Genomic DNA, 26325 nt, shown 5'->3' with positions numbered 1-26325 from the left:
TTACGCGCCTGTGTTCGTACCTTGACCAGGCATATTTTCTGGGTAACCATAGCTACCATGCTCACTTAAGTCAAGACCGACAATTTCTTCCTCTTCAGATACTCGTAATCCACCAGTAAGAGCTCCAGTAATCTTAAGCAAAATGTAAGAAGCAATGAATGCGAAGAGACCACAAGCTACAACACTGACAATTTGAACACCTAATTGTGTGAAGCCACCACCATAGAATAAACCAGCGCGACCACCAACCAGATCAGCTAACTCTTGAGTAGCAAAGAAACCTGTTGAAATTGTACCCCAAATACCTGCAACACCGTGGACAGATAAGGCAAAGATCGGATCGTCGATTTTCGCTTTATCAAAGAATCTCATACTTGCATAAACGATTAGACCTGCAATTAAACCAATAACAACTGCCGCCCAAGGAGCAACGAACGCACAAGATGCTGTAATCGCAACTAAACCTGCTAACGCCCCATTTAACATTGTAGGTACATCTGCCTTACCGGAAACAGCCCATATAATGAACATCGCTGCAACCGCACCTGCACCTGCTGCTAATTGTGTGTTAAGAGCAACATAACCAAAGAACGCACCATCAACCTCTAACGTACTACCAGCATTAAATCCAAACCAACCTACCCAAAGAATCATAACACCTAATGCTGTATACACTTGGTTGTGACCAGCTAAATCATTCGAAGAGCCATCTTTGTTAAACTTACCAAGACGAGGCTTTAATAGAATCGTAGCTGCTAAGGCTGCCATCGCACCTGTTAAGTGAACAACTGTCGAACCAGCGAAATCTTGCTTACCAAGCTCTGCTAACCAACCATCACCCCAAATCCAGTGTGAAACGATCGGATACACTAACGCTGAGAATAAGACTGCAAAGATAATATATACAGATAATTTCGCACGCTCAGCAAAACCACCAAACGCAATCGTTAAAGCGATCGCCGCAAACATCATTTGGAAGAAGAAATCAACTGAACCGACTAATCCTTCCTCTGCTGTTGCGAAGTCACCGTAGAAGAAATCAGATAATCCTATGAATAAGTTCCCTTCACCGTAGGCAAATCCCCAACCGACTGCCCAATATACCAAGGATGCTATACCAACTGTGAAAATTGTCTTTCCAGCAATGTGACCCGCATTTTTCATTCGAGTCGAACCTGCTTCAAGTAAAATAAATCCCCCTTGCATAAACAAAACTAATACTGCACAAATCATGACCCATAAATTATCCATAAGTGCTATTTCTGGCATGATATTCTCTCCTCTCAAAATTAAAAACGAGTCAGCGTTAAAGAAGCTAACATCATTTGTTAACTCTTATTATACGTACCTCACATATCGCTTCTACAATGTTGTCAGTTTATCTGACACAGTAATTCGATTTGAGAAGATTTCCCACTCCCCTTTCTTTCATTTCTATCATCATTGGCTTAGAGTAAAGAGTTAGATGTGTAGAAAACAATGCTATAATACAGTGTCCTCATTTGCGGTAACTCAGAGTATTGTTCTTCGTCACTTGAAGCGTTTCCGTATGTAGCAAATGAAATTAAGGAAATCTTAAGATTTAACAGCAGTAAATATTAAGTTTTGTCGTTTAACATAAAGGTAATCCAGTAGCAAATATGATCGAAAGGATAGTTGAGAGGAGGAAAACGATGAATTCATTTACCATTTTAGTCGTTGATGACGACAAGGAAATTCGAGAGGCTATTGAAATCTATTTGAAAAACGAAGGAAATGAGGTCCTACAGGCTCAGGACGGAATTGAAGCGTTAGAAAAATTAAATGAGCACACGATACACTTGATCGTCTTAGACGTCATGATGCCACGGCTTGATGGGATCGCCACAACATTTAAAATTAGAGAACAGAAGAATATTCCCATTATTATCTTAAGTGCAAAGGGTGAGGATACGGATAAAATCTTAGGCTTGCAAGTTGGAGCTGATGATTATGTAACAAAGCCCTTTAACCCACTCGAATTAATCGCTCGAGTGAAATCACAATTAAGGAGATATGTCACCCTTGGTACATACGAAGGAACAAATAAAGTCATTGATTTATCTGGATTAACACTTGACCCAGAGGCTAAAGAAGTGAAAGCGCATGGAGAAATTGTCAAGCTAACACCGATTGAATTTAAAATTGTCGAATTATTAATGAGAAATGCAGGACGTGTATTTTCAATTAACGATATTTACGAACGAGTGTGGAATGAACCAAGCTATAATGCCGAGAATACAGTCGCCGTTCATATTCGAAAGATACGAGAAAAAATTGAAATCGATCCGAAAAATCCGAGATATTTAAAGGTGGTATGGGGAATTGGATACAAAATGGAAAAATAGATTACTCGTCGTGAGCTGGTTTCTTTTACTAACTTTTGGTCTTAATGGTGTCGTCACCCTAGTTACGCATGGACCTTATTATATGAAGAACTATTTTAATACGGCGGAATTTGATCATCATTTCGAAGATTTCATTACGAAACTCAGTATTTATGAATTAAATCAATTACCAAAAGAGCAAGTGAAAGCCCTCATTACAGTAACCAACGATGAAATAGAAGAGTATCGTTATCGCTATGGAGATCTTTCTACGCAACTCGCTAGTATACATGATCAATACGAGAGCCGAATTACAGAGGCACTTGACAACGACAACCAAACCGTAGCAGATGCATTGATAGAGGAAAGAGAAAGAAAAATAGAGGATATCTCTAGCAATTTCTCAAATGATGATTACGTTAGGGAAAAGGTTATTAAAGAAAAGGAACAAATCATTGATGACTATTATCGACAATTAGAAAATAATCGCTCAGAATTTGACACCCTATCATCTAGCTTTCACTATTATTTAACCGATATTCAGTCAGGGGAAGTGTTTACGAATATTGAGCTAGTTCCAGATGAGATGAATAGCTTCTTTAATGCGAATGATATGCATTATATCGAACATTACCCTTCATCTAATAATCGTTATTTATCTACGACACATTATGGTATAGCAGATGTATATTACGATATCGATATGAGTGTTATAGAGCTACCAAATCGAGAATTCGAAGGGAAAATTGCCGTCCCTCAATCACTACAGAGCAATAGCATCATACAGTCCCACTTTGAAAGCTACCAAAAATGGAGAATTTATTATTTAACACTGGGAGCACTAGGATTTTCAGCTTTATTTGCTGCTTATTTTATATATCGAAGACGGAATCCTATTCATTCCATCGACCTATCTCGCCTAAAAGGCTATCATGATCGCTTGCCAATCGATATTCAATTATTATTATTTGGATTTTTTGCGATCGTAGCCGCTAGTAGTATTACTCAAACCATTTTTTCACCTTATGACTTAATGAATCAATTCTATTCGTTTCTGTCGAGAGGGATAAAATATTTATTGCTAAACACTTTTTTTGTGGCAGGTACACTAGTTCAAGCTGTGTTACTAAAAGATTTTATGAAAGATCCATTTAAAAGAAAAGAAAAATGGGAAAAAGCATTACTATATAGAGGCTGGTTAACGTTACAGGATGCTTTTGCCAACAGACATCTGGCAACGAAAGTGATTCTATTACTCGCTATTACATTCGGGTTTGGATTAGCGTTCTCACTTGTATTTATGGAGTCCTTCCTTATCATTCCATATGGGATCGGTTTTGTCATCATTGGACTCCCAGTGCTATTTCTTCTATTTAAACAAATTGGTTTCTTCAATCGAATTGTGAAGCATACTGAGGCGCTAGCAAATGGACGGCTTGAATCCAACCTTCCTGAAAAGGGAAAATCGATGCTTGCTAAGCATGCGCGGCACATTAATACTCTTAAGTCTGGTGTGAAAACTTCTCAACGAGAGCAAGCAAAAAGTGAACGTTTAAAAACAGAGCTTATCTCTAATGTCAGTCATGATTTGCGTACACCCTTAACTTCCATTATCACGTACGTTGAATTACTAAAATCGGCTGACCTTAATAAGGATGACCGTGAGGCATACACTGAAATTATTGACCGCAAATCGAAACGATTAAAGGTGTTAATCGATGATTTATTTGAAGCATCCAAAATGGCCAGTGGAAATATCGAGTTAGTAAAGAAACAGGTAGACCTCGTTCAACTACTCCAACAGGCTCTTGCGGAATATAATGAGGCTATGAATGAATCAAGTCTGCAGTTCCGTATTTCTACACCTGATACACCGATTTATGCAAATGTGGACGGCCAGAAAATATGGAGAATGTTCGATAATGTAATCGGGAATATTTTTAACTATTCACTCGAGCATACTAGAGTATATATTTCAATTGAACAAAAGAAGGAAACGGCTGTGATCATTTTTAAAAATGTCACAAAATACGAACTAGGCGGAAGTGTCGATGAATTGTTCGAACGCTTTAAACGAGGGGATACATCTCGACATACAGAAGGGTCTGGTCTTGGGCTAGCTATCGCTAAGTCTATTGTTGATTTGCACGGAGGTCAATTAGATATTGAGGTTGATGGAGATCTCTTTAAAGTTATTGTTGTCCTATAAGAAAAACGCGTTAGCGTCTTTTCTAATATGCGGAGCCGTTTCACGGGTTCAAGTGTTTATGAGCTAACGAGCGCGCCCAACGAATCCTGCGAATACCTTCACAAAGAACAAAGGGAATCCTCATTCCGCTAAATCGGAGAAATCCCGCTTCCTGAGAAGAAAAAGGAATCCTCATTCCGCTATTTGAGCTAAATGAGGCCAAAATAAGCAATAAAAGCCGAAATAGAGGAATGAGGAACCACATACAGCACTTAACCTTTGCATCCGTCTCCACCCATCCCTCTGCCGTTTATCGGGAGCGACTAAAATGGAGAATTACTTATAGATTCTAATTCTATAAAAAAACGGCTCAACAATCTTTTCTTAATTGGACACCCTTTACCATCTATTCATTTGGAAATTCCCAGTTAATCTCCTCTTCTCCACGTGCCCTTAATAATTGATTGATCTTTGAGAAAGGCTTACTTCCAAAGAAGCCTCTTCTAGCAGACAATGGACTAGGATGAGGAGCTATTAACACATCGTGATGTGGGGCAATAATCGCTTGCTTCGTCGCAGCTGATTTCCCCCATAGTACATAAATGACCGGCACTTCCCTGTTATTAAAGGATTGAATCATCGCATCGGTAAATCTCTCCCAGCCTTTCCCTTGATGAGATTGAGGCTCTCCCTCTCTAACGGTTAAGACGGTATTCAATAGTAGGACACCCTGCTGCGCCCAATAAGTCAGATCTCCATTACTAGGCGCTGAACATCCAACATCCGCTTCTAATTCTTTGAAAATATTTCGCAGTGACGGAGGTAGCTTAACACCCTTTCGTACAGAAAAGCTCAAGCCATGTGCTTGACCTGGTTGATGATAGGGGTCCTGTCCTAAAATGACTACCTTCGTTTCATGATAAGCGGTTTGCTTCAACGCTTGAAACAGATCATTAGAGTTCGGATAGACGGTATGGTTTTCGTATTCTTGCTCTAGAAACATTTGCAATTCTTTCATATAAGGCTTCCTTAGCTCTTCAGCCAGCACTTCACGCCAATCATTCTCGATACCAACCCATTTATTCATATAACGTCCATCCCTTTTGATTTAAATGCTCCTCTAACGCCGAAACGGTCATGGCCTCCGTTGAACGAAAATGAGCATCTGCTTCCTTTAAATAATCATAATCACCGACTCCAACCGCATACATATCTGTTTTGAGGATCGCCTTTAACCCTGGTGCTCCGTCTTCAATCGCGACACATTCACCTGACTTCACTCCTGCTAAATTAGCCGCCTTCAAAAAAATTTCCGGATCAGGCTTCCCGCGCTTTAACGTTGTCACATCAACAATGTCCTTGAAGTAGTCTTTTAGCTTCAGCTGCGTTAATACAAAAGGGGCATTTCGACTTGCTGAAGCAACAACTAGTGGAAGACCAAGCTCACTTAACTGCTCGATAAAGGAACGTATACCAGGCTTTGCATCACCCTCAGTCAATTCTTCTAATAACCTCCTATAGTGTTTATTTTTTTGTTCACACAGCTCTTCAAACTCTTTCTGCGTGACCTTCTTTCCCGATGCAGCGACGAGTTCTTTCACTGTATCCGTACGACTTAAGCCTTGCATACTCATATTCCATTCATGGCTATACTCTATCCCTAGCTGATCCGCTACACGTTTATTCACAATATAGTGAAGCGGAATCGTATTTGAAATCACTCCGTCCATATCAAATATAACTGCCTTTATTTTCTTCATGTTCTACTCCTTTTTACCAAGTCGTTGTTATCGTTATTTTGTTATTATTTGTGTACAATAGTTTCAGCAATAGCGCCTCAATTAGAACGAGCACACCCTTTTACTATTGCGAAAAATAAAAAACCCACACTTTGACGGGTCGTTCACGAGAGGACGAATACATCATGACTCAATCTGATTACAAAACAGGGATACTCGCAGCAATCTTCGCCTATATTTTATGGGGGGTTCTCCCACTTTACTGGAAGCTACTTGAACCCGTTTCAGCAGCAGAAGTACTAGCACACCGAATCATTTGGTCCCTTCTCTTCATGCTCCTTATCTTAACATGGAAACGACAATTACGAGTAGGTTTAGCCGAATTAAAGCGTATATTCTCAAACTGGAAACCAGCAATCGGGATGATACTCGCTTCATGCTTCATTTCATTGAACTGGTTTGTGTTTATCTGGGCTGTTAGCCATGACCGTGTCATCGAAGCAAGTCTCGGTTATTATATTAATCCTTTATTAAATGTTATTCTTTCCTTTCTATTTCTGAAGGAGCGTTTTACACGTTATCAAATGTACGCCGTCGGGTTTGCTTTTATTGGCGTTACAATTATGACAAGCTATTATGGTGTCGTTCCATGGGTGGCCTTCGTGCTTGCTTTATCGTTTGGAATTTACGGTCTAATGAAGAAGCTCGTTCAAGTTGGAGCAATGGTCGGACTGACTATCGAGACGCTCTTAATGACGCCCTTTGCCCTAATATTCATCATCTGGCTTTATCGTCAACCGACATATAGCCAAGCTTTCACAATAGAAGATTTAACAATGAGTAGACTGTTAATCGGGGCAGGAGCCGTTACGGCCATACCGTTATTACTTTTCGCAATTAGCGCAAGGAGAATTTCATTATCTCTCATTGGTTTCTTACAATATATCGGACCAACGATAATGCTCTTACTCGGTATCTTTCTTTACAACGAACCGTTTAGCCTTGTTCAATTTATTTCTTTTATCTTCATATGGATTGGTTTGTTGATCTTTACAACATCAAAAACAGCTCTGTTTACACGTCTATTTCATAAACCAAAAATAAACTCACACAAGAAGAAAGCACAACGCCTTTCTTAAATAGCCCTGTGCAATGTTGTCTAACCGGAAAGCAAAAAAGAGAGTGACACAATGGCCACTCTCTTTCATTATCATTAAAACTTAGCTTGATATGTTGCTACTTCCCAATCTGTTACGGCAAGGCGATAGTCATCACACTCAGCACGCTTAAGTGCAACATACTCACCAAACGCATGCTCACCTAATGTCTTAGGTCCGATTTCTCCGTTAGCAAATCGCTCTACTGCAGCCTCTAAGCTTGTAGGAAGATTCTCAATGCCACGAGCGTCGACTTCCTCTTGACTCATGCTGAAAATATCAGCATCTGTTGAAGAGGATACGTCTAACTTGCGCTCCACTCCATCTAACCCAGCAGAAGCTACGACTGCAAATGCGAAATACGGGTTCGCAGCTGGATCTGGACAACGGATCTCAACACGAGTTCCTGCTCCACGAGTAGCCGGGATACGAATTAACGCTGAACGGTTTGATGCAGACCAAGCAATGTAGCAAGGTGCTTCATAACCAGGCACTAGACGCTTGTAAGAGTTAACTAGTGGATTTGTAACTGCAACAAAATCTTTAACATGCGTCATTAAACCAGCGATAAATTGGTAAGCTGTTTCAGATAATCCTAGCTTATCAGACTCATCATAAAAGGCATTCTCTTGCTTCTCGATATTAAATAGAGAAACGTTTGTGTGCATTCCACTTCCGTTTTCACCAGAAAGCGGCTTAGGCATAAATGTCGCATGGTAACCAAATTGTTGCGCAACTGTTTTAACAACCCACTTGTAAGTTGTTGCTGCATCAGCAGAACCTAATGCATCCGAATACTTGAAGTTAATTTCATGCTGACCAATCGCAACTTCGTGGTGAGATGCTTCAATCGTGAAGCCCATCATTTTCAAAGCTTTATAGATTTCAAGACGAACCTTTTCACCGTAATCCTTCGGTGATGTTTCAAAGTAACCACCAACGTCTTGTGTACGCATAGTTGGTTGACCATACTCATCTGTTTCGAATAAGAAGAACTCAAGCTCAGGACCTACGCTAATGGAATAACCGTGATCTTTAGCACGCTCTACTGTTTTTTTTAGTACGTTACGCGGGTCCCCTTCAAAGTCAGAACCATCAGGCTTCTTTACACTACATAAGAAACGAGCTTCAGAATAACCATCTTGCTCTGTCCAAGGTAGTACTGCAAATGATGTTAAATCTGGATCTAAATATAAGTCTGATTGGTTAATAGGTGTGAAACCAGTTATAGAAGAACCATCAAACATTGTTTTCCCTTCAACTACTTGGTCAATCTGATCAGAAGTAACCGTAACATTCTTTAACGTTCCTTCGATATCAACGAATTGTACGTGTAAAAGCTCAACATGCTTCTCTTTAATTGTCTCCTTAATAGACTCAATTAAACTCTCTCTTGTCGGTGTAGATACTGCCATCCTCTAACACTTCCTTTTCATGTAATGTTTTGTGACATCGTTTTGTTACGTCTACTTTATGATTTTCTCGACTTCCGCGCAACGGGTATGTCAGATAATCTGACAAACAAATATTATTCAACTGTCTATACAATGAAAATATTCTGAATTCATTAAATGAGGATTTTTTTGAAAGCAGCAAGGATGTAAGAGCTTACAAAGGAGGGAAATTAATTGTGAACGAAATGTGAACGGAGAGGGAGGCTTTTTATAAGAAAACAGCGCAATATCAACACTTACATGTTAAATGATGGCTAAATCTGACATCATTTCTCAGCATAAAATAAAGCATCGTTTCGTTTCTGTTAAAAAAAAGAGCTATTCGACCCGCCTTTAAACGGATCGGATAGCTAACTCACAATAGAATGAACTACTGTGTGGTCTGCTGGTTATTGCAGCATTCCAATAAAAGGGTAAGGGGATAACACTTGCACTTATAATGTAGCAAGATCCCTCATTGCTGACAAGCCAATCAACCATTTCTTTATAATCATTAAACAATTCCTTAACAATTGTCATGTATGTTCATACATTGTTATGCATTTTTAGAATAGGTACGCTTTTTATTTGGTCGGCTTCCACTTTGTCTTCTATTCCCGCGATCATCCTTGCGTGAATTAGAACGACGACGATCATCTCGACGACCACGATACGGTTTACCACCGCCACCACCACCGTCACGACGCTTCTTCACTCGTAATGGCGCTTCAGCTGTTAAATTCACCGGAGTGGCATCCGGCTCTTTCGTTAATAGCTTTAGTGCAGCAGCTAGAGCGGTTGTTGCGTCGGTTTCTTGCAATAAGCTTTTTGCGACTGCACGATACGCATCACTGTCAACATCATTAATCGCTTTTCGTATTTCTGCTATCGCGATTTCCTGCTGACCCGCAACGGCTTCATCATGTGTCGGCTTATGAAGCTTTGTCATCTTCTTCTTCGACATCTTCTCTATCACTTTTACATGATCCATCTCACGTGGAGTAGCAAATGTAATAGCTACACCCGATTTCCCTGCACGTCCCGTTCTTCCGATACGATGAACATAGCTTTCAGGATCTTGTGGTAAATCAAAGTTATACACATGTGTGACACCGCTAATATCTAAGCCACGAGCAGCAACATCTGTAGCAACTAGTACATCAATGTATCCAAGCTTAAACTTGCGCAAAACACTATCACGCTTAGCTTGATTTAAATCACCATGAATGCCTTCTGCACGATAACCACGTTTCCCTAACGCTTCCGCTAATTCGTCGACACGTCTTTTCGTCCGACCAAACACAATTGCTAGTTCAGGATTATTGATATCAAGCATACGAGTAAACACATCGAACTTCTCTTTCTCATGAACTTCAACATAGCCTTGTTCAATGTTTTCCATCGTCACTTCTTTTGCCTTCACTGCAATGGTCTCAGGATTGCTCATAAATTGCTGTGCAAGCTTCTCAATTCGCTTTGGCATCGTAGCAGAGAAAAGCAACGTCTGTCTCTCTGTCGGGACTTCCTTCAAAATCGTTTCAATATCTTCAATGAAGCCCATATTTAACATTTCATCTGCTTCATCAAGAATAACCGTATCCACCTGCTGTAAACGGACCGTCTTTCTTCTCATATGGTCCATTAAACGACCTGGTGTTGCCACGACAATATGCGGCTTTCGCTTCAAATCGCGAATTTGCTTACGCATGTCCTGGCCACCATACACGACAACCGTACGAACGCCTTTATGCTTACCAAATGAAACGAGGGACTCTGCGACCTGATTCGCAAGCTCTCGTGTAGGGGCAAGGATAAGTGCTTGAACATGCTCTTCACCAACATCAATACGATGGATTAAAGGAATACCGAAGGCTCCTGTTTTACCTGTTCCTGTTTGGGCTTGCCCAATAATGTCTTTTCCCTCAAGTGCTTTAGGGATGGTTGCTGTTTGAATAGGAGTCGCTTCACTAAAACCCATATCTGTTAATGCACGAACGACTCTATGGTCTAACTCAAAATCATAAAAAGTTGCCAAATAAATAATCTCCTTTAAATTTGTATTAATAATAGCTATACACTACTATTTAGAAAACATCTCTAATCATACCACTTCCTAGAACAAGATACAATTTATTTTTTCTTCTTATTTATATTACCTCCCTCCCTTTACCCTTACATCATTATTTATTGTTCGACTAACACGTTTTTATACATGGAAATGTTGTAAGAGGGAACAGTAAAGATAGGAAAAAGAATTAGTTGGAGGTCACTATAATGAAGATATCTCATTCACTTGAACAACTTTCACCAGATCCTTATTGGCACGCATCAACTTCTATACCTTCCTTTCCATCCTTAAACGAAGACCTCGATGTCGACGTAGCCATTGTAGGCGGAGGAATGACAGGTTTGACGAGTGCTTACCTTTTAGCGAAAGAAGGAAAGAAAGTCGCTCTACTTGAAGCAAGTGAACTAGCTAATGGAACAACAGGTCATACAACAGCAAAGATTACCGCTCAGCACGGCCTTATCTATGATGAGTTACGCTCACATTTTGACGTTGATACCGCTCGTTTGTATTATGAAGCTGAAAGCGAAGCTCTACATTTTATCGAAGAGCTCATTACTAATGAAGCGATTAGCTGCCATTTCACAAAGGAAGATGCCATACTCTACACGACGATGAATCGTGGCGTCAGTAAGCTCGAAAGGGAATTTGAAGCCTATAAACAAATGGGCGTAAACAGCGAATGGCTCGATACATTACCATTAAACAACATACCCGTTAAAGCGGCACTTAAGATGGAACAGCAAGCGCAGTTTCATCCAATTGAATATATTAATCAACTCGTTGAAAAGTGCCAATCATTAGGTGTTCATATGTATGAACAGACCGTCGTGAACGATGTTAAAAAAGGAAAGAAGCAAACCGTTCACACGACTACAGATCATTTAGTCTCTGCTGACAATGTCATTATTGCTTCTCATTTCCCGTGTATCGATGGAAATGGATTATACTTTTCACGAATGTATGCTGATCGTTCATATGTCATCGCAGGATATGTTCCTGATGACGAATGTCCAAATGGAATGTATTACAGCATTGATTCTCCAACTCGTTCAATACGCTACACGATGGTCGACAACCGAAAGCTAGCGATCATTAGTGGAGAATCACACAAAACCGGGCAAGAAGTTGATACGGCTTTCCATTATGAAGCATTAGAGCAATTTGCGAATGAATTGTTTTCAGAGTTTGAGCTTTCGTACAAATGGTCAGCGCAAGATTTAACAACACTTGATAAGATTCCTTACATAGGGCGAATCTCTCGTGGATATCCGAACGTCTTTGTTGCAACAGGCTATCGAAAGTGGGGCATGACAAACGGTACTGCCGCCGCCCTGCTATTAACAGATTTGGTTATGAAGCGCGAAAATCGTTATGAAGCTCTATTCCGACCATCACGCTTCGCGTCACACCCTAGCTTGCGGCAATTTATAACACAAAATGCCGATGTAGCCAAACAGCTTTTAAAAGGCAAGCTCGATCAAGAGAATCGACAGCCTGAGGATGTGCATGTAGGAGAAGGAGCTGTCGTTTCTGTAGAGGGAAAACGAGCTGGTGCTTACCGAGATGAGCAAGGACAGCTCCATGTCATCGATACAACGTGCACACATATGGGCTGTGAGCTTCATTGGAATGACGGCGAGCATAGCTGGGACTGCCCATGTCACGGCTCAAGATTTTCCTACACTGGCGATGTGCTAGAAGGACCTGCAAAAAAGCCTTTAAAGAAATTGGAGTAAGTAAAGCTGAGTATTTACCTACTTTAATCGCGCACTCAAGTCAAAGAAAACGTCAAGAAACACAGAGTTGATAAGTCTCTGTGTTTCTTGTTTACCCTTCTACGGAAACGAATTCATTCTGTGCAGTTTAATAATTTTTATTCAGCTCTATGCCACTAGCAACCTCTATACCATGATCATTCAATTCTCCAAAATAACAGATTTAAAAAAGGCGTTCCCTCTGTTCAACAGAGAGAACACCTCAACCTATTACTCATTCACTGATGCTTTTCGTCTGATCATAAATACAAGCATCCCCATGATTAGAAGCAACGCCCCGATTAGAAGCGCATTGAAAGCATTTGTAGCTGTTTCTGGTAATCGTTCACCATCACTACCATCTTTCCCTAACTGCTCTTCTTTTTCATCATCATTCGTTACCTTCTCATCGTTATCATCATCAGAAACACCGTCACCATTTCCAATCTTGTCCCCATTAGGATCCTTTCCATTATCCTCAGGTTTCGGTTCCTCCCCTTCTGGATCGCCACCATCTCCTTCAGGTTCTGTCCCCTCGCCATTAGGATCTTCTTCTATTGGTTCTTCGGGCTCTTCATCGCTTGGACGCAAGCTTCCTGGATTTTCAAAAAGCTCTTCAACCACTTCCGCCGTTAATGCAGAACCGTCGAAAATGATCAATTCATCCATTAATCCTTGGTAAGGAATATCCCAATAGTTCACACCGAGAGCAAATTCCGCATCTGTCGTTGTAAAGACATTCGGGAAGTCATCTCCAGTAAAGACCGGCTCTCCATTCAAGTATATCGTAATCGTACCATCCTCAACGGTGAACGTAACATGCGTCCATTCTCCAGTTTCAATCGTCGTTCCTGATGGAGCGTCATAGAAGGTGGAGCCGCCAGACCAAATCATCGTTTCACCACCAACTGGACCACGCGGAACAAGGCTCACCCAATTATTCTCTGTACGTGCTCCAAAGAAGGTTGTCGTAAAATCAGTTAACTCCTCAGGATTTAGCCAAAAGGAAACAGAATAAGCACTACTCGAAATTAACCCATTTGGCAATCGAATACCCGATTCTCCATCAAAGTAAGCGGCGTCTCCTACAACCCCTTCCTCATACGTAATCTGACCACCCTCATTATTCAATCGATCTCCCGTTACCGTACCGTCTTCAAAGTTGCCAGTTAAGTCACTTAATTGACCATCGAAATCATAGTAGGCCGCTAATCGTCCTTCTGTTTCAGCCAAAACCGTCACCGTCGAGCTCCATTCGGCTACCTCATCATTTAATGAAATCGTCGCAGTTAATTCAACTGACTCATCACCTATTTCTGGTCGATTCACATGACCCTCAGTTGAAATAACCTCTTCATTTGATGAAGCCCATTCGATTTGTGCACCACGAACCGCTTCAGTCGGCAACGTTAAATGACTGATTACCGTTTCCGGAATGAGTACGTTGAGTTCCTCTTTAATAGAAGATAGTACATCCTCATCAGAGCCACTCTCTGCTTTACTACCCCAAACAGTCACTCCGTCTGAAGATAACGCACTAAACGTCATAACCCAGCTTTCTGAAACTTCATCCCATTGTTCAAGGAAGACACCGTCGAAGCTAGAAGCTTCTCCTTCGATCGTTAACGAGACACGGTAGTCGTCATAAAGCTCCCATGTTCCTTCAACAGCACCCGTAATCGTACCATTCTCTTCAAGATTCACCCAAGTCGATTCAACTAACTCAGCAGAAATATCCTTTCCATGATTAATATATTTGTACGCTCCTGACACCTCATCAGATGTCACCGCATCAACCGATTCACCTGCATAGCGATGTGGCGTAATTACTGGCCATTGCTCACTATTTTTAACCATTTGATGAACGCGAATTTGATGCATTTCACCTGATTCAGGGAAGCGCGCATGAAACACATTGAACTCTTTCCCCGTCTCATCATCAATATAATAAGAGTTATGCCCAGGGGACATGTAGCCAACACCAATCCCTGTTCCTGGCTCACCTAAATCTCGTTTAAATATAAAGTTACCTGTTAGTTTATTTCCGTGACCTGCATGCTCAAATGATTCCCCTCTGTTAGCTGGTACTCCATCATCTAATTCATCTGGTAATACCGCCTCCACTCCAGCAGCGTCTACATACGGACCTTCGGGACTTTCTGCTCTGAACTGGCGCATATGATATCCACCATCCGCTCCGAGCCAGCCATATGTTACATATAGAAAGTAGTAACCTGTCTCTTCATCATACACAGCATAAGGCCCTTCTCCTGAACGGCCATACCCGCCAGAAATTTTCGTTCCAAAGTAACGATCAATCATCCGGCCATCTTCCGTCACACCATCTTCGCCGGGGTAAATTGGCTGCCCCGTCTGCTTGTCCACCTCTAAAATGAAGATACCTCCAGCCCAAGAGCCATATGTCATCCAAAGCTTACCGTCTTCATCAAAAAAGAGATTCGCATCAATGGCGTTTGTATACAAGTTATAATTATAACGTCCATCCTCGGTAAACCAGTCCTCATTTTTCTCATCGAATACACCTTGCTCAATCAATTCAGGTATATTCGTATTAGTCCATTCTTTATTTACTGAGCTATTATTATCATAAGCTTCATGATCAAAGAACCCTGAATACATGATCGTATCAACATACTCATAAGGTCCTTCAATATCCTTCGCTACTGCATAGCCAATCGCTGAGCGAATATAAGTAGAAGACGCACTATAATACATCATATAAGCGCCTGTTGAACCGTCTTCATGAACATAATGCTCATTCCAGATTACCTCTGGCGCCCATACCGCAAAGCCACCGGCACTATCCGCATCATCTTCTCCAGCCCATTCAAATGAACCGGCTAAGTTCTCTGACAAATCGCCAAATAACGTATTATTCGGTGTCGTATACCCATTTGTGAAGTTTTCCCACCTCATTAAATCAGGTGATTTAGCAGCATCAATATGAGTTCCAAACGCATAATACGTATCGCCTACCTTAATAATCGACGGGTCATGTGCAGATGCCTCATTAAATTGCGGGATCTCCCGCTCCCCACTTGAATCATTCGCAAATGAATAACTAGGTATGATTAATAAAAACATTAACAACAAAAGAACACTTTTTTTGACTATTTTTCGTTTCAATTTTTTTAACCCCTCTCCATAATATGTTGATTCATCGGAGCTTCATCATGTTGTTTCTTACTTATTTGCTTTTAACTACAAAAGCAAACGCTTACAATTCCTCAGTTAATTCGCACCTCCATTAATAAGATGTACATTTATTAATATTAATAAATGAATGAAATATTCACTTCAAAATTAACATTACTATAAAACTTTTAGAATCTCAAGAGTCTGTTCTCCGTTCTTAATCATACTTTTGTCCTAATTTTCATTCTTATCCTTCACTCTTATGCTAAAATAGAGCAAATACTTTTTCTTTAAAAGAAGGCGAGCTTATGCACCCTACCATTTGGATTGAATTCATTATTGTCGGACTTATCATTGGAATCATCATAATTGTCTCCCGTTTTTTGAAGAAAAAAAGGCTAAAGATGGGCTTGCTCTTAATCACCATCATCCTTTGCCTGTATACACTCTTTTTTTTCGCACGCCCATATTGGATTGATTCACAAGTAAACAAACAAATAGTATTTCTAGAAAATTATTTGATCGAGCAACATCCACAACAAAAGTGGACAATCACAACTGTGCCACATCGAGAGGAAGGTTATAAACATTTAAACCCATACTACATCAGAGTGACGTTTGAAGACGAACCTGAAGTAACCTATTATTATTTGGTGAAAAACGAGGATACAGTTAAACAAGTGGGGTGGTTTTCAACGAAAGAATGATAAAAAAGAAGCGCTCGGATGCCATTGTGTGGTCATCAAGCGCTAACAATTATAACGATTTACGAAGCTCCTCTTGTGGTACATGTAGTTCAATCAAGTAACCATCTGGATCTTGACAGAAAATTTGTGCGAAGCCACTTTTACTATGAGGCTTCTCTATCATCTCAATTTCATTCTCTTTCAGCCACTTTACCGTTTCATTGTAATCCTCTACACGAATAGCAAAGTGGGGATTTCGTGAATGCGGTTCTAACGGATTGTTCGGAATACGTGCCTCATCAACAATGAGATGAAGCTGCCCTGCCCCTAGTGCAAACCAAGCCCCCTCAAAGTCAAAATCAGGACGTTCTATTTGTTCCAAACCAATCATATCACGGTAGAATACGACTGATCGCTGTAAATCGCGACATACAAGGCTAACGTGATGAAGCTGTTTAATTCGGATCAACTTCTTCATCCTTTCTATATGATTTTCATATCTTTAATTATACAATTAAATTCGAGCACAAAAAAAGGCCAAAAATCGATTAGCGATCCTTAGCCCTAGCAACTTCTATTCCTCAAGTAACCATAAAATACTCGTTACCCCACGTGGATAATAACGACTTGCCGCTATCTCCCCCGCAATAATTTGATCACTCCAGCTCCAGTAAGATAATTCAGGATGCTTCAGCCACTTCACATGTGCTCGATCCGCTGTACGACCTGCTTCATCCCACTCTTGACCGAGAATGTGACGATAGATAAATTGGCATAGATAAATTTTACTTAACCATGAATTGTCACTTGTCGATGATAGCTTCCAACCCCCATCCTCGAACAAACAAACTCCCGGCTTTAGCACCGTATGAATATGTTTGATAAGTGCTTTGATGTAATAAGCGTATGGCCCTTCTTGACTAAGAGCCTGTTCACAGCCTGTAAAATATGGGAAAATCAATCCTTCAATGGCAGGAATAATCCTCGATTCATTTCCTTCTAAAATAACCCCAGGAATATAGCCTTCATTAGTCATTTGATTGGTTAGCATGGTTGCACACTTTTTCGCTTGAATTTGCGCTTGTTCAGATAAGTCACCTTCACCGAGTTGCTTAAATAACTTCTCAAGCGTAACATACATCCCCCAGCATTTAGAGGCGATATAGCTGTTATTTCGAGCTTGCCCTAGCGAAACATCTAGACTATCATATGTCGTAATTTCCGCACCCTCTGCTGTTCTTAAGCTATCCAAACCCATAATTCCATTTCGCTTATGCGGATCCGGATGATCACGGTGAAGCATGCTCGTAAAAGCTTCCTTCATTAAGCCCTTATGCTTCTCAAGAAATGTCTCATCCCCTGTCTGCTCTACATACACCGTCACACAGCAGAGAAAATTAATCAATTGTTCATGCGTCATATATGAAAAGCAACCATCAATGCCCGCTACCTCATAAGATGAATGTCCCGGCCTTGAAAACGAGTTGGCCACCCCCATATCATGGGTGAAGCTAACTCCACCAGAATAACGTTCTCCCCCATTTGGAAATTTTACTTCATCATAATAACTATAACGATCGATAAACAGCTCTAGCTCATTTCTCACGGTCCACGGGTTCATTTTCAATTCAAAGAACAATTGATCGACGGTTAAATCAAATGTATTCATCATACGATACTCGCCTTCATTCACAACCCAAATTGGATTCCCTTGACGATCATCTAAAAGCTGGGTGTTCCCATAGTAGCTTTTTATCGCATGAGCAAGCATAAATTGTTGTTCTTCAGAAAGATGTTCCTTTTCAATCAATTGATTCCTTTTTTCACATATTAATGTGAGTCTATCAAAATGTGAAAGGGCATATGCTGACACATCTTCAATTGAGGAGAAAAAGCGAGTATACGTATAGCGTGTGTCAATTCCTGTTGTCACCCAACCTCCTTTATAAAAGCACACGGCAAACGTGTATTCCTTCTTCGTTCGTGGAGGTACTTTCATTAACAATCCACCAACACGCCCTAAACCAAAGCCATAATTCACATCGTGGTCAACCGTTAAAAGCTTTTCAATCGAAAAGGCTTGTCCAGCCCCTACGCCTTCCTCTTTCGACACGATCGCCGTCTGTCTCCCTTGACCAACACCAACAAATTCACCTTCATTCGTATCCTCTAATCGGCGCATTGCCGTATATGGATCATTACCTTGATAACCAAAGAAAGCTCTTCTTTCCTTATCACTACTCGTATTATCAATCGTCATCTTGACGAAAACCGCTGGCAAAATGGCGTCTTTCAACTCACCTGCTGATGCTTCTGCTGGATCAGGCACCGATCGAACTGGATTATAGATTGTAAACTCTAAATCTCCAGCTTTCCACGTATCCGTACCCAGCTTGAGCTCTCTATTAATCTCATCATCAACAAAGTGACGAATCAATTGTTCTCCTCCGCTTGCTTCACCGTTCCCCACCGCAAATCTTGCTAAGTCCTCTGCATTATCCCCAAAGAACGGCAACGCTTCATAATAACCCGTTTCTCTACTTTCTAATCCAATGTACACATTTTCATTTGCCGGCTTATCAAGCTCCAGCCCTAATCCACCTTTCGCCCCTTTAAAACCAAGAGTAAAACTAGCAAATGCTCCAATTGGTGAGTGGTGCGCATTGTAAAATAGATTTTCTCTCATTCGTATTCACTCCATCCGCTCCAAAATTACCAAGGATATGGCGTACCCTCGTAATCGATAAAGGTTGACTTATCGACATTTTCTTTATTTTTCTTAATCGTTTCATAGATTTCCTGTGCTGATTCCCTCGGACTTAAAGGAGCCCTCTCTCCTCCCATATCCGTTTTCATCCATCCTGGATGAATTGCCAAAACCTTCACTTGATCTTCCTTCCACTCATTTTGTAAAAGAGCACTTTGCATATTAAGAGCAGCCTTTGACATGCAATAATCAAACTCACTGTTTCGTTGACAATTCGCTATACTCCCCGCTTCTGAAGAGATATTAACCCAAACTTTCATTTCGCCCTTTTTGATTAAATCAGCCAAATTCTTAGCCACTCTTAAAGGACCTAGTGTATTGATATTAAAAGCTTTCAACGACGTATCAATATCAATGGCATCTAAAGATAAAAGCGTTTCTTTAAAGCGAGCAGCCGCATTATTAATTACAACGTCTAATTGATCGGCATGCTTTTTGATCTTAACTGCAGCTTCAGTAACGGATTGATCATCGGAAACATCGACTTGAATTACTATATATTGTTTAGGATAAAGATTTTCTAATTGATCGGTCACTCGATTAGACTGACGAATTCCAGCAAAGACACGAAATCCTTCCCCTAAATACTTCTTTGATAGCTCCAACCCCAGCCCTCTCGCTCCACCTGTGATAAAAATCGACTGATTGTAGCTTGTCATCTACACATTCTCCTCATTCGGATAAATCATAATTTTAATACTTGTATCCTTCGCTGTTCTAGCCATTTCAACCGCTTTCTTAATATCTTTAAGCGCATATTTATGAGTAATGATTTTTTCAATGGATAGGTCAGAGTTTGATAACGACTGAATCGCAGCAGGGTACGTATTCACATAGCGAAATACTCCATGAACATTTAATTCAGCATCAATGAGCTGATTGACATTCAATGGGATCTCATCTTGAACCGGCATACCGACTAACACAATCCGCCCACCTCGTTTCACGACATGAACCGTGTCACCGACTGCACTAGCATTACCTGATGTTTCAATCACGACATCAATCCCATTTTCGCTTGTCAAGTCGTCTGTAAGCTGCTGATTCACATCTCCTTCTAACGGATTTAGAACGGCTGTTACGCCAAGCTCTTCAGCCAACTGCCTCCGAAATGGGACAACGTCGCTTGCATATATTTCAGTCACCCCAAATAATTTTGCTGCTTGTACAGCTAGTAAGCCTATTGGTCCTAAGCCGCTTATGAACAGGCGATCAGATGGCTTAACCTCACCTCGAATCATTGAATGAAAACCAACTGATAACGGTTCTAATAACGCTCCCTCTTCAAAGCTCATTGAATCAGGTAATTTGAAGGCGAAATCTGCACGAATTTTGACATAATCAGCCCAAGCCCCATCTACAGGAGGTGTTGCCATGAAGACGACATCAGGACATAGATTATAGCGACCAGATTTGCAATATTGACACGTTCCACACGTCACACCAGGTTCAATTGCGACACGGTCACCTACCTTAAGATGAGAGACCGACGCTCCAATCATTACAACATCACCTGCCAACTCGTGCCCTAAAATAATCGGCTCCTTTACAACGTAACGTCCAATTTTCCCGTGCTCATAATAATGAACATCAGAGCCACAAACACCAATACAATGGACCTTTACTAACACTTCATTTTCATTGATCGTTGGAACGTCTCTCTCTTTCACTTCAATATCTAGTGGCTTATTTAAAACAGCTGCTTTCATTTTTCCACTCATATGCTAAACTCCCCTCTAACGCTCACGGTATTGAAAATAATTAAAATCAGCATGCTTCTTGCGCCCACTTAAATCTTGAGCACACAGTCCTACGAATGCTCCCGTAAATCCTTGATCAAGAGCAACTCCATCCTTCACAAGTTCAGCATTTTCATCGGAAATAATACTCGCATCTAGCGTTGGAGCTACTTCATCCCATTGCTGACCATCTGTTGAAATAGAAAATCGCATCTCTTCATGATGAATATCCGCTTTTAAATAGATGCTCTTATGTTCTTCTAGCGATACCCAATCTTGTATAGGTTCTTCATAGACTCCACGATTACTCGACATAATCCCTAAATACTTGCCAAACTCTTCATCATAACTAACGAATAAATAATGATAGTTTTTCGTGTTGTAATAATAAATTAATCCCGCCATTTGTTGAAAACATTCCGGTTCATATTCCATGACTGTCTCCACCTCTACCGAAAATGCTTGTTGTCTTCTCGCAATTAAGCTTTGGCGCTGTGTTGAATATAATGACTCTCTCCCTTTCAAACGGAGAAATCCCGGTCTGTCTTTTAATGATAGCCAACCTTCATACTGTGGCTCTCGCAACGATTGAAATTCAATAGGTAGTTGATCAACAGAAAAGTCCACACGCCCCGCTGTTGAATGAATTCGATATTCAGGTGATGGAGGAGCAGCAATTGTAACTTGAGGATCATTGCCACCTTTAGCTAGTCGAAGCCAACCTTCTTCTGTCCATTCGCACAATTGAATTGCCGTTTCCCGACCGAGAATACAGTTCCCTGATGGCTTTACAGGTCGTCCGCATAAGTGAACAAGATAGAGCTCATTATTAGGAGTTGTTATGAGGCTACCGTGTCCAGCCTTTTGCAGCTCTAGCTCAGGCTTATAAGCAGATGTTAGCATTGGACTTTGAGGATCTACTTCATAAGGGCCAGTTAATTGAGTCGAACGAGCAACGGTTATCGCATGCTCCCATCTAGTTCCCCCTTCTGCAGTCATTAAATAATAATAACCATTATGCTTATAAATGTGTGGACCTTCCGTCAAACCAAGCTCGGTACCTTTAAAGATGTTATAGATCGGACCTACTAAGCTCTTTTCTCTTTCTGAGTATTCTTGCATAACAATCCCTGCAAACGAATTCTTATTTTTACGATGATCCCATATCATGTTTAAAATCCATTTCTTTCCGTCATCATCATGGAACAACGAAGGATCAAATCCGCTGCTATTTAAATAAACTGGATCTGACCACGGCCCCATAATATCGGTTGCTGAAATTAAATAATTATGAGTATCTTTGTAAGGCCCCATATGACTAATGACATCTGTATACACTAAATAATAGACACCATTATCATAGCTCAAGCACGGTGCCCACACCCCACCAGAATCTGGATCACCTATCATATCTATCTGCTTCTCACCAACAGGGTGAGTGATTACGTTCCAATTTATTAAATCTTGTGAATGGTGGATCTGCACACCAGGAAACCATTCAAAGGTTGACGTCGCAATATAATAGTCCTCTTCCACTCTAATAATAGACGGATCAGGATTAAATCCTGTTAAAATTGGATTTATAATTTTTTTCATTTTTTCACCTTCTTTTATAGAGAATGAACCAAAATATACATAGAATGTTAATAACTTGTATAACTAAAGGGTAAAAAGAAGACCTGACCAAATGAAATCACTGACCAGGTCTTTGATTGTTCAACAGACGGTTTATTGACGCTCTGCGTATAACTCTTCTAATTCAGCACGAATCGTATCTCCACCACGACTTCTCCATGTATCTACTTCAGCCCACCAGCCATCTTCATCAATCGAACCTGTTACGAAGCGGTACTTCGCATCATTAATTAATTGATCTAAATCAGCACCTAACTCATTTCTCGTATCAGAAATTAAGTTAATGGCTGGATCCATAACAGCAAATTCATCATTCTCTACTTCAATTTCTCGAACACGCTCTTCAAGCTCTGACAATTGACCTTGCGTCATAACATCATCAATTGGAGCAGTTACTAACGGGAAGCGGTAAGGGAAGCCTACATCATTCATATAAACGTCATAATCAATATATTGCGGCTGACCATCAACCATCTCATAATGAGTACCTTCAATACCCCAACCAAGTAAATCGACCATTTCTTGATCATTTAATGTCTCAAAGAAACCTAGCAATTGCAGTAAGTGCTCTTCGGTTTCAACAGAGCTTTTCGGGAACATAAGAATCCCGTTTGAACCCATTGCACCCTCTAGCCTTCTCTCACCATCAACCCCTTCAAGTGCACTGTAAACACCAAGCTCCGCATCAGGAAAATTGTTTAACAGGCGACTTTCAATCGACACAACATTGTTAGTAGCTGCGCCGTAGAAGCCTGTTATTCCATTTTCGAAATCTGCCTCTCTCGTCGAACGATCTGGAGCCACAATATCACTATTTACAACTCCGTCTTCATACATTTGGCGTGAAAACTTTAACCCTTCTAAATACTCTTCGGTTTCATGTTCAGCAATAAAATTGCCCGCTTCATCAACATCCCAATTATTAGGCGCACCAAATGCTAAACCAAAATCTAAACCAAAGTCACCTGGCAAAGCAACACTCGTGTACCCTCTCGTATCATCTGATCCTGAGTTATTCGGATCATTATTCGAAACAGCTTCAAGCGCCGCATAAAATTCATCCATATTTGTCGGTTCATCAATTCCTAGGTTATCTAACCAGTCCTTACGGTAAACCGTTACAAATCGAGATAATGGACGATATCTTGGAATACCATATAATTCCCCATTTACTTCTACATTGTTATATACAATATCAGTCATCGACGCTAAATTCGGAAACTGATCAAGGTATTGTCCAATCTCCCAAAACACCCCGTCTTGCATCGCACTAAGCAGATATGGCTGATTCGGTGGTCCACAACTCGGAATGACATCTGGCAAATCACCAGAAGCAATTAATACAGGTAATCGTTCACAGAAATTTGCACTAACCATATGCGTAATATCCAATTGTGTATTTGTATATTCTTCAATTAAACGTTCTACTTCATTTCCACTCTCTGGAGCCTCTGTTCCATCAAAGTTCAAGCCCATCGAAATTTCTAAAGGTTCACCTGATTCAGCTGCTCCTTCATCTGATGGTTCCCTCGGTTCATCTGATCCATTCTCATCCTCGCCATTACTACAAGCGACAAAGACTAGCACAGTGAACATAAGCAGCAATAATAGAAACGGTTTAAAAAAGACCTTACTTTTCATGACTACCCCTCCATGTATGTTTGTATTTATAAAATGATAAGCCATTCAAGAAATGGATTATCCTTTTATCGAGCCTAGGAGCATTCCTTTCGCGAAATGCTTTTGAATGAATGGATACACTAACAAGATTGGTACAATCGAAACGACAACTACAGCCATTTTCAATGATTGACCAATAAAGGAAGAATCGGCATCCATTGCACTTTCAGTTCCAATATTTCCGCTTGCGAGTATGACGACTTGCCTTAAGACGACTTGAACCGGCCATTTCTCTGGTGAGTTCATATACATAACCGCCCCGAAATATTGATTCCAAATACCAACTGCATAGAATAATGAAATGGCTGCAATAACTGGCATCGAAAGTGGCAACACAATTCTAATTAAAATGGACAAGTCGTTGGCTCCATCAATTTTAGCTGACTCAATAATTTCGCCAGGGATATTTTGAAAGAAGCCTCTCATAATGATTAAATAGAATGCCATAATCAAATTCGGAAGCATTAATGCCCAATACGTATCAATTAATCCAAGACTTCTCACAACGATATATGTTGGGATCATTCCCCCATTAAATAGCATCGTAAAAATGACTGCGAGCATAATCCATTTTCGTCCTGGCAATCCTCTAAATGAGAGGGCATAAGCCATCAACGTTGTCACCAAAATACTTAAGAATGTTCCGAGCAACGTAATGTACGCCGATACTCCTAAACTTCTAACAAACGTGGCTGTTGAAAAGATATACTTATATGCATCAAGTGTAAAACCAGATGGAATGACACTGTTGCTCGAGGAAAAGGAAGCGATCACAACATATATAAATGGCCCAATACAAACCATTGAAAATACAGCAAGAAACACATAATTTAGACCATCAAATATTCGCACTGACACTTTTGGTTTTTGCTCCATGAGCGACACCTCCTAATAAATACCTTCTTCACCAAATTTCTTCGCAATCCAGTTCGCCCCCATGACTAAAACAAGACCTACAGCCGCTTTAAACAATCCAACCGCAGCACTGTAACTAAATTGCCCTTGCACGAGTCCGACTCGATAGACATACGTATCAAAGACTTCCCCTACTTCCCGATTTAACGAGTTAACCATTAAGAAAATTTGCTCAAAGCCTAGATCAAGGAAATTCCCTAATCGTAAAATTAATAGAATGATAATAATATTTCGAATCGATGGTAACGTAATATGCCAAATCAATCGAAGTCGATTCGCTCCATCTAACCTAGCTGCCTCGTACAGTGCTGGATTCACACCTGTAAGCGCTGCCAAAAAGATGATCGTCCCCCACCCTGCATCCTTCCAAATCATTTGCATCACAATAAGTGGCCGGAACCAATCGGTACTCGTTAAGAAATCTATACTAACTCCAAACGAGCTGAATAAGAAATGTTGAATAATACCGCCTTCTGTTGAAAGTAAAATGTGCGTAATCCCAACGATAACGACCCATGAGAGGAAATACGGAATATAGACAATCGTTTGTACACTCTTTTTAAACCACTCCCTCGTTATTTCATTTAGCATAAGCGCTAAAATGATCGTCAGAGGAAAGAAAATAATTAAATCGTACAACGCAAGCAATAATGTGTTTCGAAATAACATCCAAAAGTCAGGTAATGTAAAAAATCGCTCAAAGTGCTTTAACCAAACCCACTCACTTCCAAATATACCTAAGTGAGGGCGATAATCTTGAAAGGCCATTACAAGTCCCCACATCGGGGCATATCTGAACGTTAGAAAAAACAAAACCCCCGGTAGCATAAAAGCATAAAGCCAGCGATACTTCCAAATATTTTTAAATCGGCCGTTTGTCAGCTTCACATTAATTTTTTCGTATTTTGATTTGATAGCGTTTACATTCATAGCAATAAGCACCCCCATATTCTGTAACCCACTAACTACTGAGGCTTTATTTCTTAGTAGTAAGGACTATTCAACTTGTTGATTTCATTGTAACAAGACGGTGAACCAATCGTCTATGTACCTTTCTGCA

The 26325-nt window shown here is 40.5% G+C and carries 19 protein-coding genes; 5 read left to right on the top strand and 14 right to left on the bottom strand.

From position 1 onward, the window contains the following. Nucleotides 1-1269 (bottom strand): ammonium transporter, encoded by a 1269-nt coding sequence (locus MW695_RS01095; protein ID WP_247101938.1) that lies wholly within the window; start codon nt 1267-1269, stop codon nt 1-3. 404 nt (nt 1270-1673) lie between these two features. Here MW695_RS01095 and MW695_RS01090 point away from each other — a divergent pair, with 404 nt between their 5' ends. After that, on the top strand, nt 1674-2366 hold the full coding sequence (locus MW695_RS01090; RefSeq protein WP_247101935.1) for a response regulator transcription factor: 693 nt from the start codon (nt 1674-1676) through the stop codon (nt 2364-2366). Then, nucleotides 2344-4554, top strand: coding sequence for a sensor histidine kinase (locus MW695_RS01085; RefSeq protein ID WP_247101933.1), 2211 nt, complete (start codon nt 2344-2346; stop codon nt 4552-4554). Before MW695_RS01090 ends, MW695_RS01085 begins: the two co-directional genes overlap by 23 nt. 385 nt (nt 4555-4939) lie before the next feature. Here MW695_RS01085 and MW695_RS01080 read toward each other — a convergent pair whose 3' ends face one another. After that, complete coding sequence (locus MW695_RS01080) at nt 4940-5620, bottom strand: uracil-DNA glycosylase (RefSeq protein WP_247101925.1); 681 nt, start codon at nt 5618-5620, stop codon at nt 4940-4942. After that, nucleotides 5613-6293 (bottom strand): beta-phosphoglucomutase, encoded by a 681-nt coding sequence (gene pgmB, locus MW695_RS01075; protein WP_247101922.1) that lies wholly within the window; start codon nt 6291-6293, stop codon nt 5613-5615. The genes MW695_RS01080 and pgmB overlap by 8 nt, the downstream gene beginning before the upstream one ends. 164 nt (nt 6294-6457) lie before the next feature. On the opposite strand from pgmB, the gene rarD reads away from it, so the two are divergent. Next, nucleotides 6458-7411 (top strand): EamA family transporter RarD, encoded by a 954-nt coding sequence (gene rarD / locus MW695_RS01070; RefSeq protein WP_247101909.1) that lies wholly within the window; start codon nt 6458-6460, stop codon nt 7409-7411. Nucleotides 7412-7485: 74 nt separating this feature from the next. Here rarD and glnA read toward each other — a convergent pair whose 3' ends face one another. Next, entirely contained in the window at nt 7486-8844 is a 1359-nt protein-coding gene (gene glnA / locus MW695_RS01065; protein ID WP_247101896.1) for a type I glutamate--ammonia ligase, read from the bottom strand. 574 nt (nt 8845-9418) lie between these two features. Next, the gene (gene cshA / locus MW695_RS01060) at nt 9419-10897 is read right to left on the bottom strand and encodes a degradosome RNA helicase CshA (RefSeq protein WP_247101893.1); all 1479 of its coding nucleotides are present in this window, start codon (nt 10895-10897) and stop codon (nt 9419-9421) included. 239 nt (nt 10898-11136) lie between these two features. Between cshA and MW695_RS01055 the strand changes: the two genes are divergently transcribed. Continuing rightward, on the top strand, nt 11137-12669 hold the full coding sequence (locus tag MW695_RS01055; RefSeq protein ID WP_247101890.1) for an FAD-dependent oxidoreductase: 1533 nt from the start codon (nt 11137-11139) through the stop codon (nt 12667-12669). Nucleotides 12670-12918: 249 nt separating this feature from the next. Here MW695_RS01055 and MW695_RS01050 read toward each other — a convergent pair whose 3' ends face one another. Further along, entirely contained in the window at nt 12919-15834 is a 2916-nt protein-coding gene (locus MW695_RS01050; RefSeq protein ID WP_306421054.1) for a LamG-like jellyroll fold domain-containing protein, read from the bottom strand. A gap of 317 nt (nt 15835-16151) precedes the next feature. Here MW695_RS01050 and MW695_RS01045 point away from each other — a divergent pair, with 317 nt between their 5' ends. Then, nucleotides 16152-16550, top strand: a complete 399-nt coding sequence (locus tag MW695_RS01045) for a hypothetical protein (RefSeq protein WP_247101887.1) — start codon at nt 16152-16154, stop codon at nt 16548-16550. 49 nt (nt 16551-16599) lie between these two features. Here the strand turns inward: MW695_RS01045 and MW695_RS01040 are convergent, their stop codons facing one another. The 8 genes from MW695_RS01040 to MW695_RS01005 form a co-directional block, all read right to left on the bottom strand. Beyond that, nucleotides 16600-17007 (bottom strand): VOC family protein, encoded by a 408-nt coding sequence (locus MW695_RS01040; protein ID WP_306421053.1) that lies wholly within the window; start codon nt 17005-17007, stop codon nt 16600-16602. Nucleotides 17008-17103: 96 nt separating this feature from the next. Then, nucleotides 17104-19215 carry a glycoside hydrolase family 52 protein gene (locus MW695_RS01035; protein WP_247101884.1) on the bottom strand — a complete coding sequence of 704 codons (2112 nt, stop codon included), beginning with the start codon at nt 19213-19215 and terminating at the stop codon, nt 17104-17106. Nucleotides 19216-19241: 26 nt separating this feature from the next. Next, nucleotides 19242-19955 carry an SDR family oxidoreductase gene (locus tag MW695_RS01030; RefSeq protein WP_247101882.1) on the bottom strand — a complete coding sequence of 238 codons (714 nt, stop codon included), beginning with the start codon at nt 19953-19955 and terminating at the stop codon, nt 19242-19244. Continuing rightward, entirely contained in the window at nt 19956-21017 is a 1062-nt protein-coding gene (locus MW695_RS01025) for an NAD(P)-dependent alcohol dehydrogenase (protein ID WP_247101880.1), read from the bottom strand. It lies immediately after the preceding gene. A 15-nt stretch (nt 21018-21032) separates the two neighbouring features. Continuing rightward, on the bottom strand, nt 21033-22631 hold the full coding sequence (locus tag MW695_RS01020; RefSeq protein WP_247101878.1) for a glycoside hydrolase family 43 protein: 1599 nt from the start codon (nt 22629-22631) through the stop codon (nt 21033-21035). A gap of 132 nt (nt 22632-22763) precedes the next feature. Then, nucleotides 22764-24311: an extracellular solute-binding protein gene (locus MW695_RS01015; protein ID WP_247101876.1), complete on the bottom strand. Its 1548-nt coding sequence runs from the start codon at nt 24309-24311 to the stop codon at nt 22764-22766. Nucleotides 24312-24368: 57 nt separating this feature from the next. Next, nucleotides 24369-25226: a carbohydrate ABC transporter permease gene (locus MW695_RS01010; RefSeq protein ID WP_247101867.1), complete on the bottom strand. Its 858-nt coding sequence runs from the start codon at nt 25224-25226 to the stop codon at nt 24369-24371. Nucleotides 25227-25238: 12 nt separating this feature from the next. Beyond that, complete coding sequence (locus tag MW695_RS01005) at nt 25239-26195, bottom strand: ABC transporter permease (RefSeq protein WP_247101858.1); 957 nt, start codon at nt 26193-26195, stop codon at nt 25239-25241. Nucleotides 26196-26325 lie beyond the last annotated feature (130 nt).

The organism is Halalkalibacter sp. APA_J-10(15), assembly GCF_023017105.1.
Lineage (GTDB): Bacteria > Bacillota > Bacilli > Bacillales > Bacillaceae_D > Halalkalibacter.
This window is presented reverse-complemented; position numbering and strand designations above follow the sequence as displayed.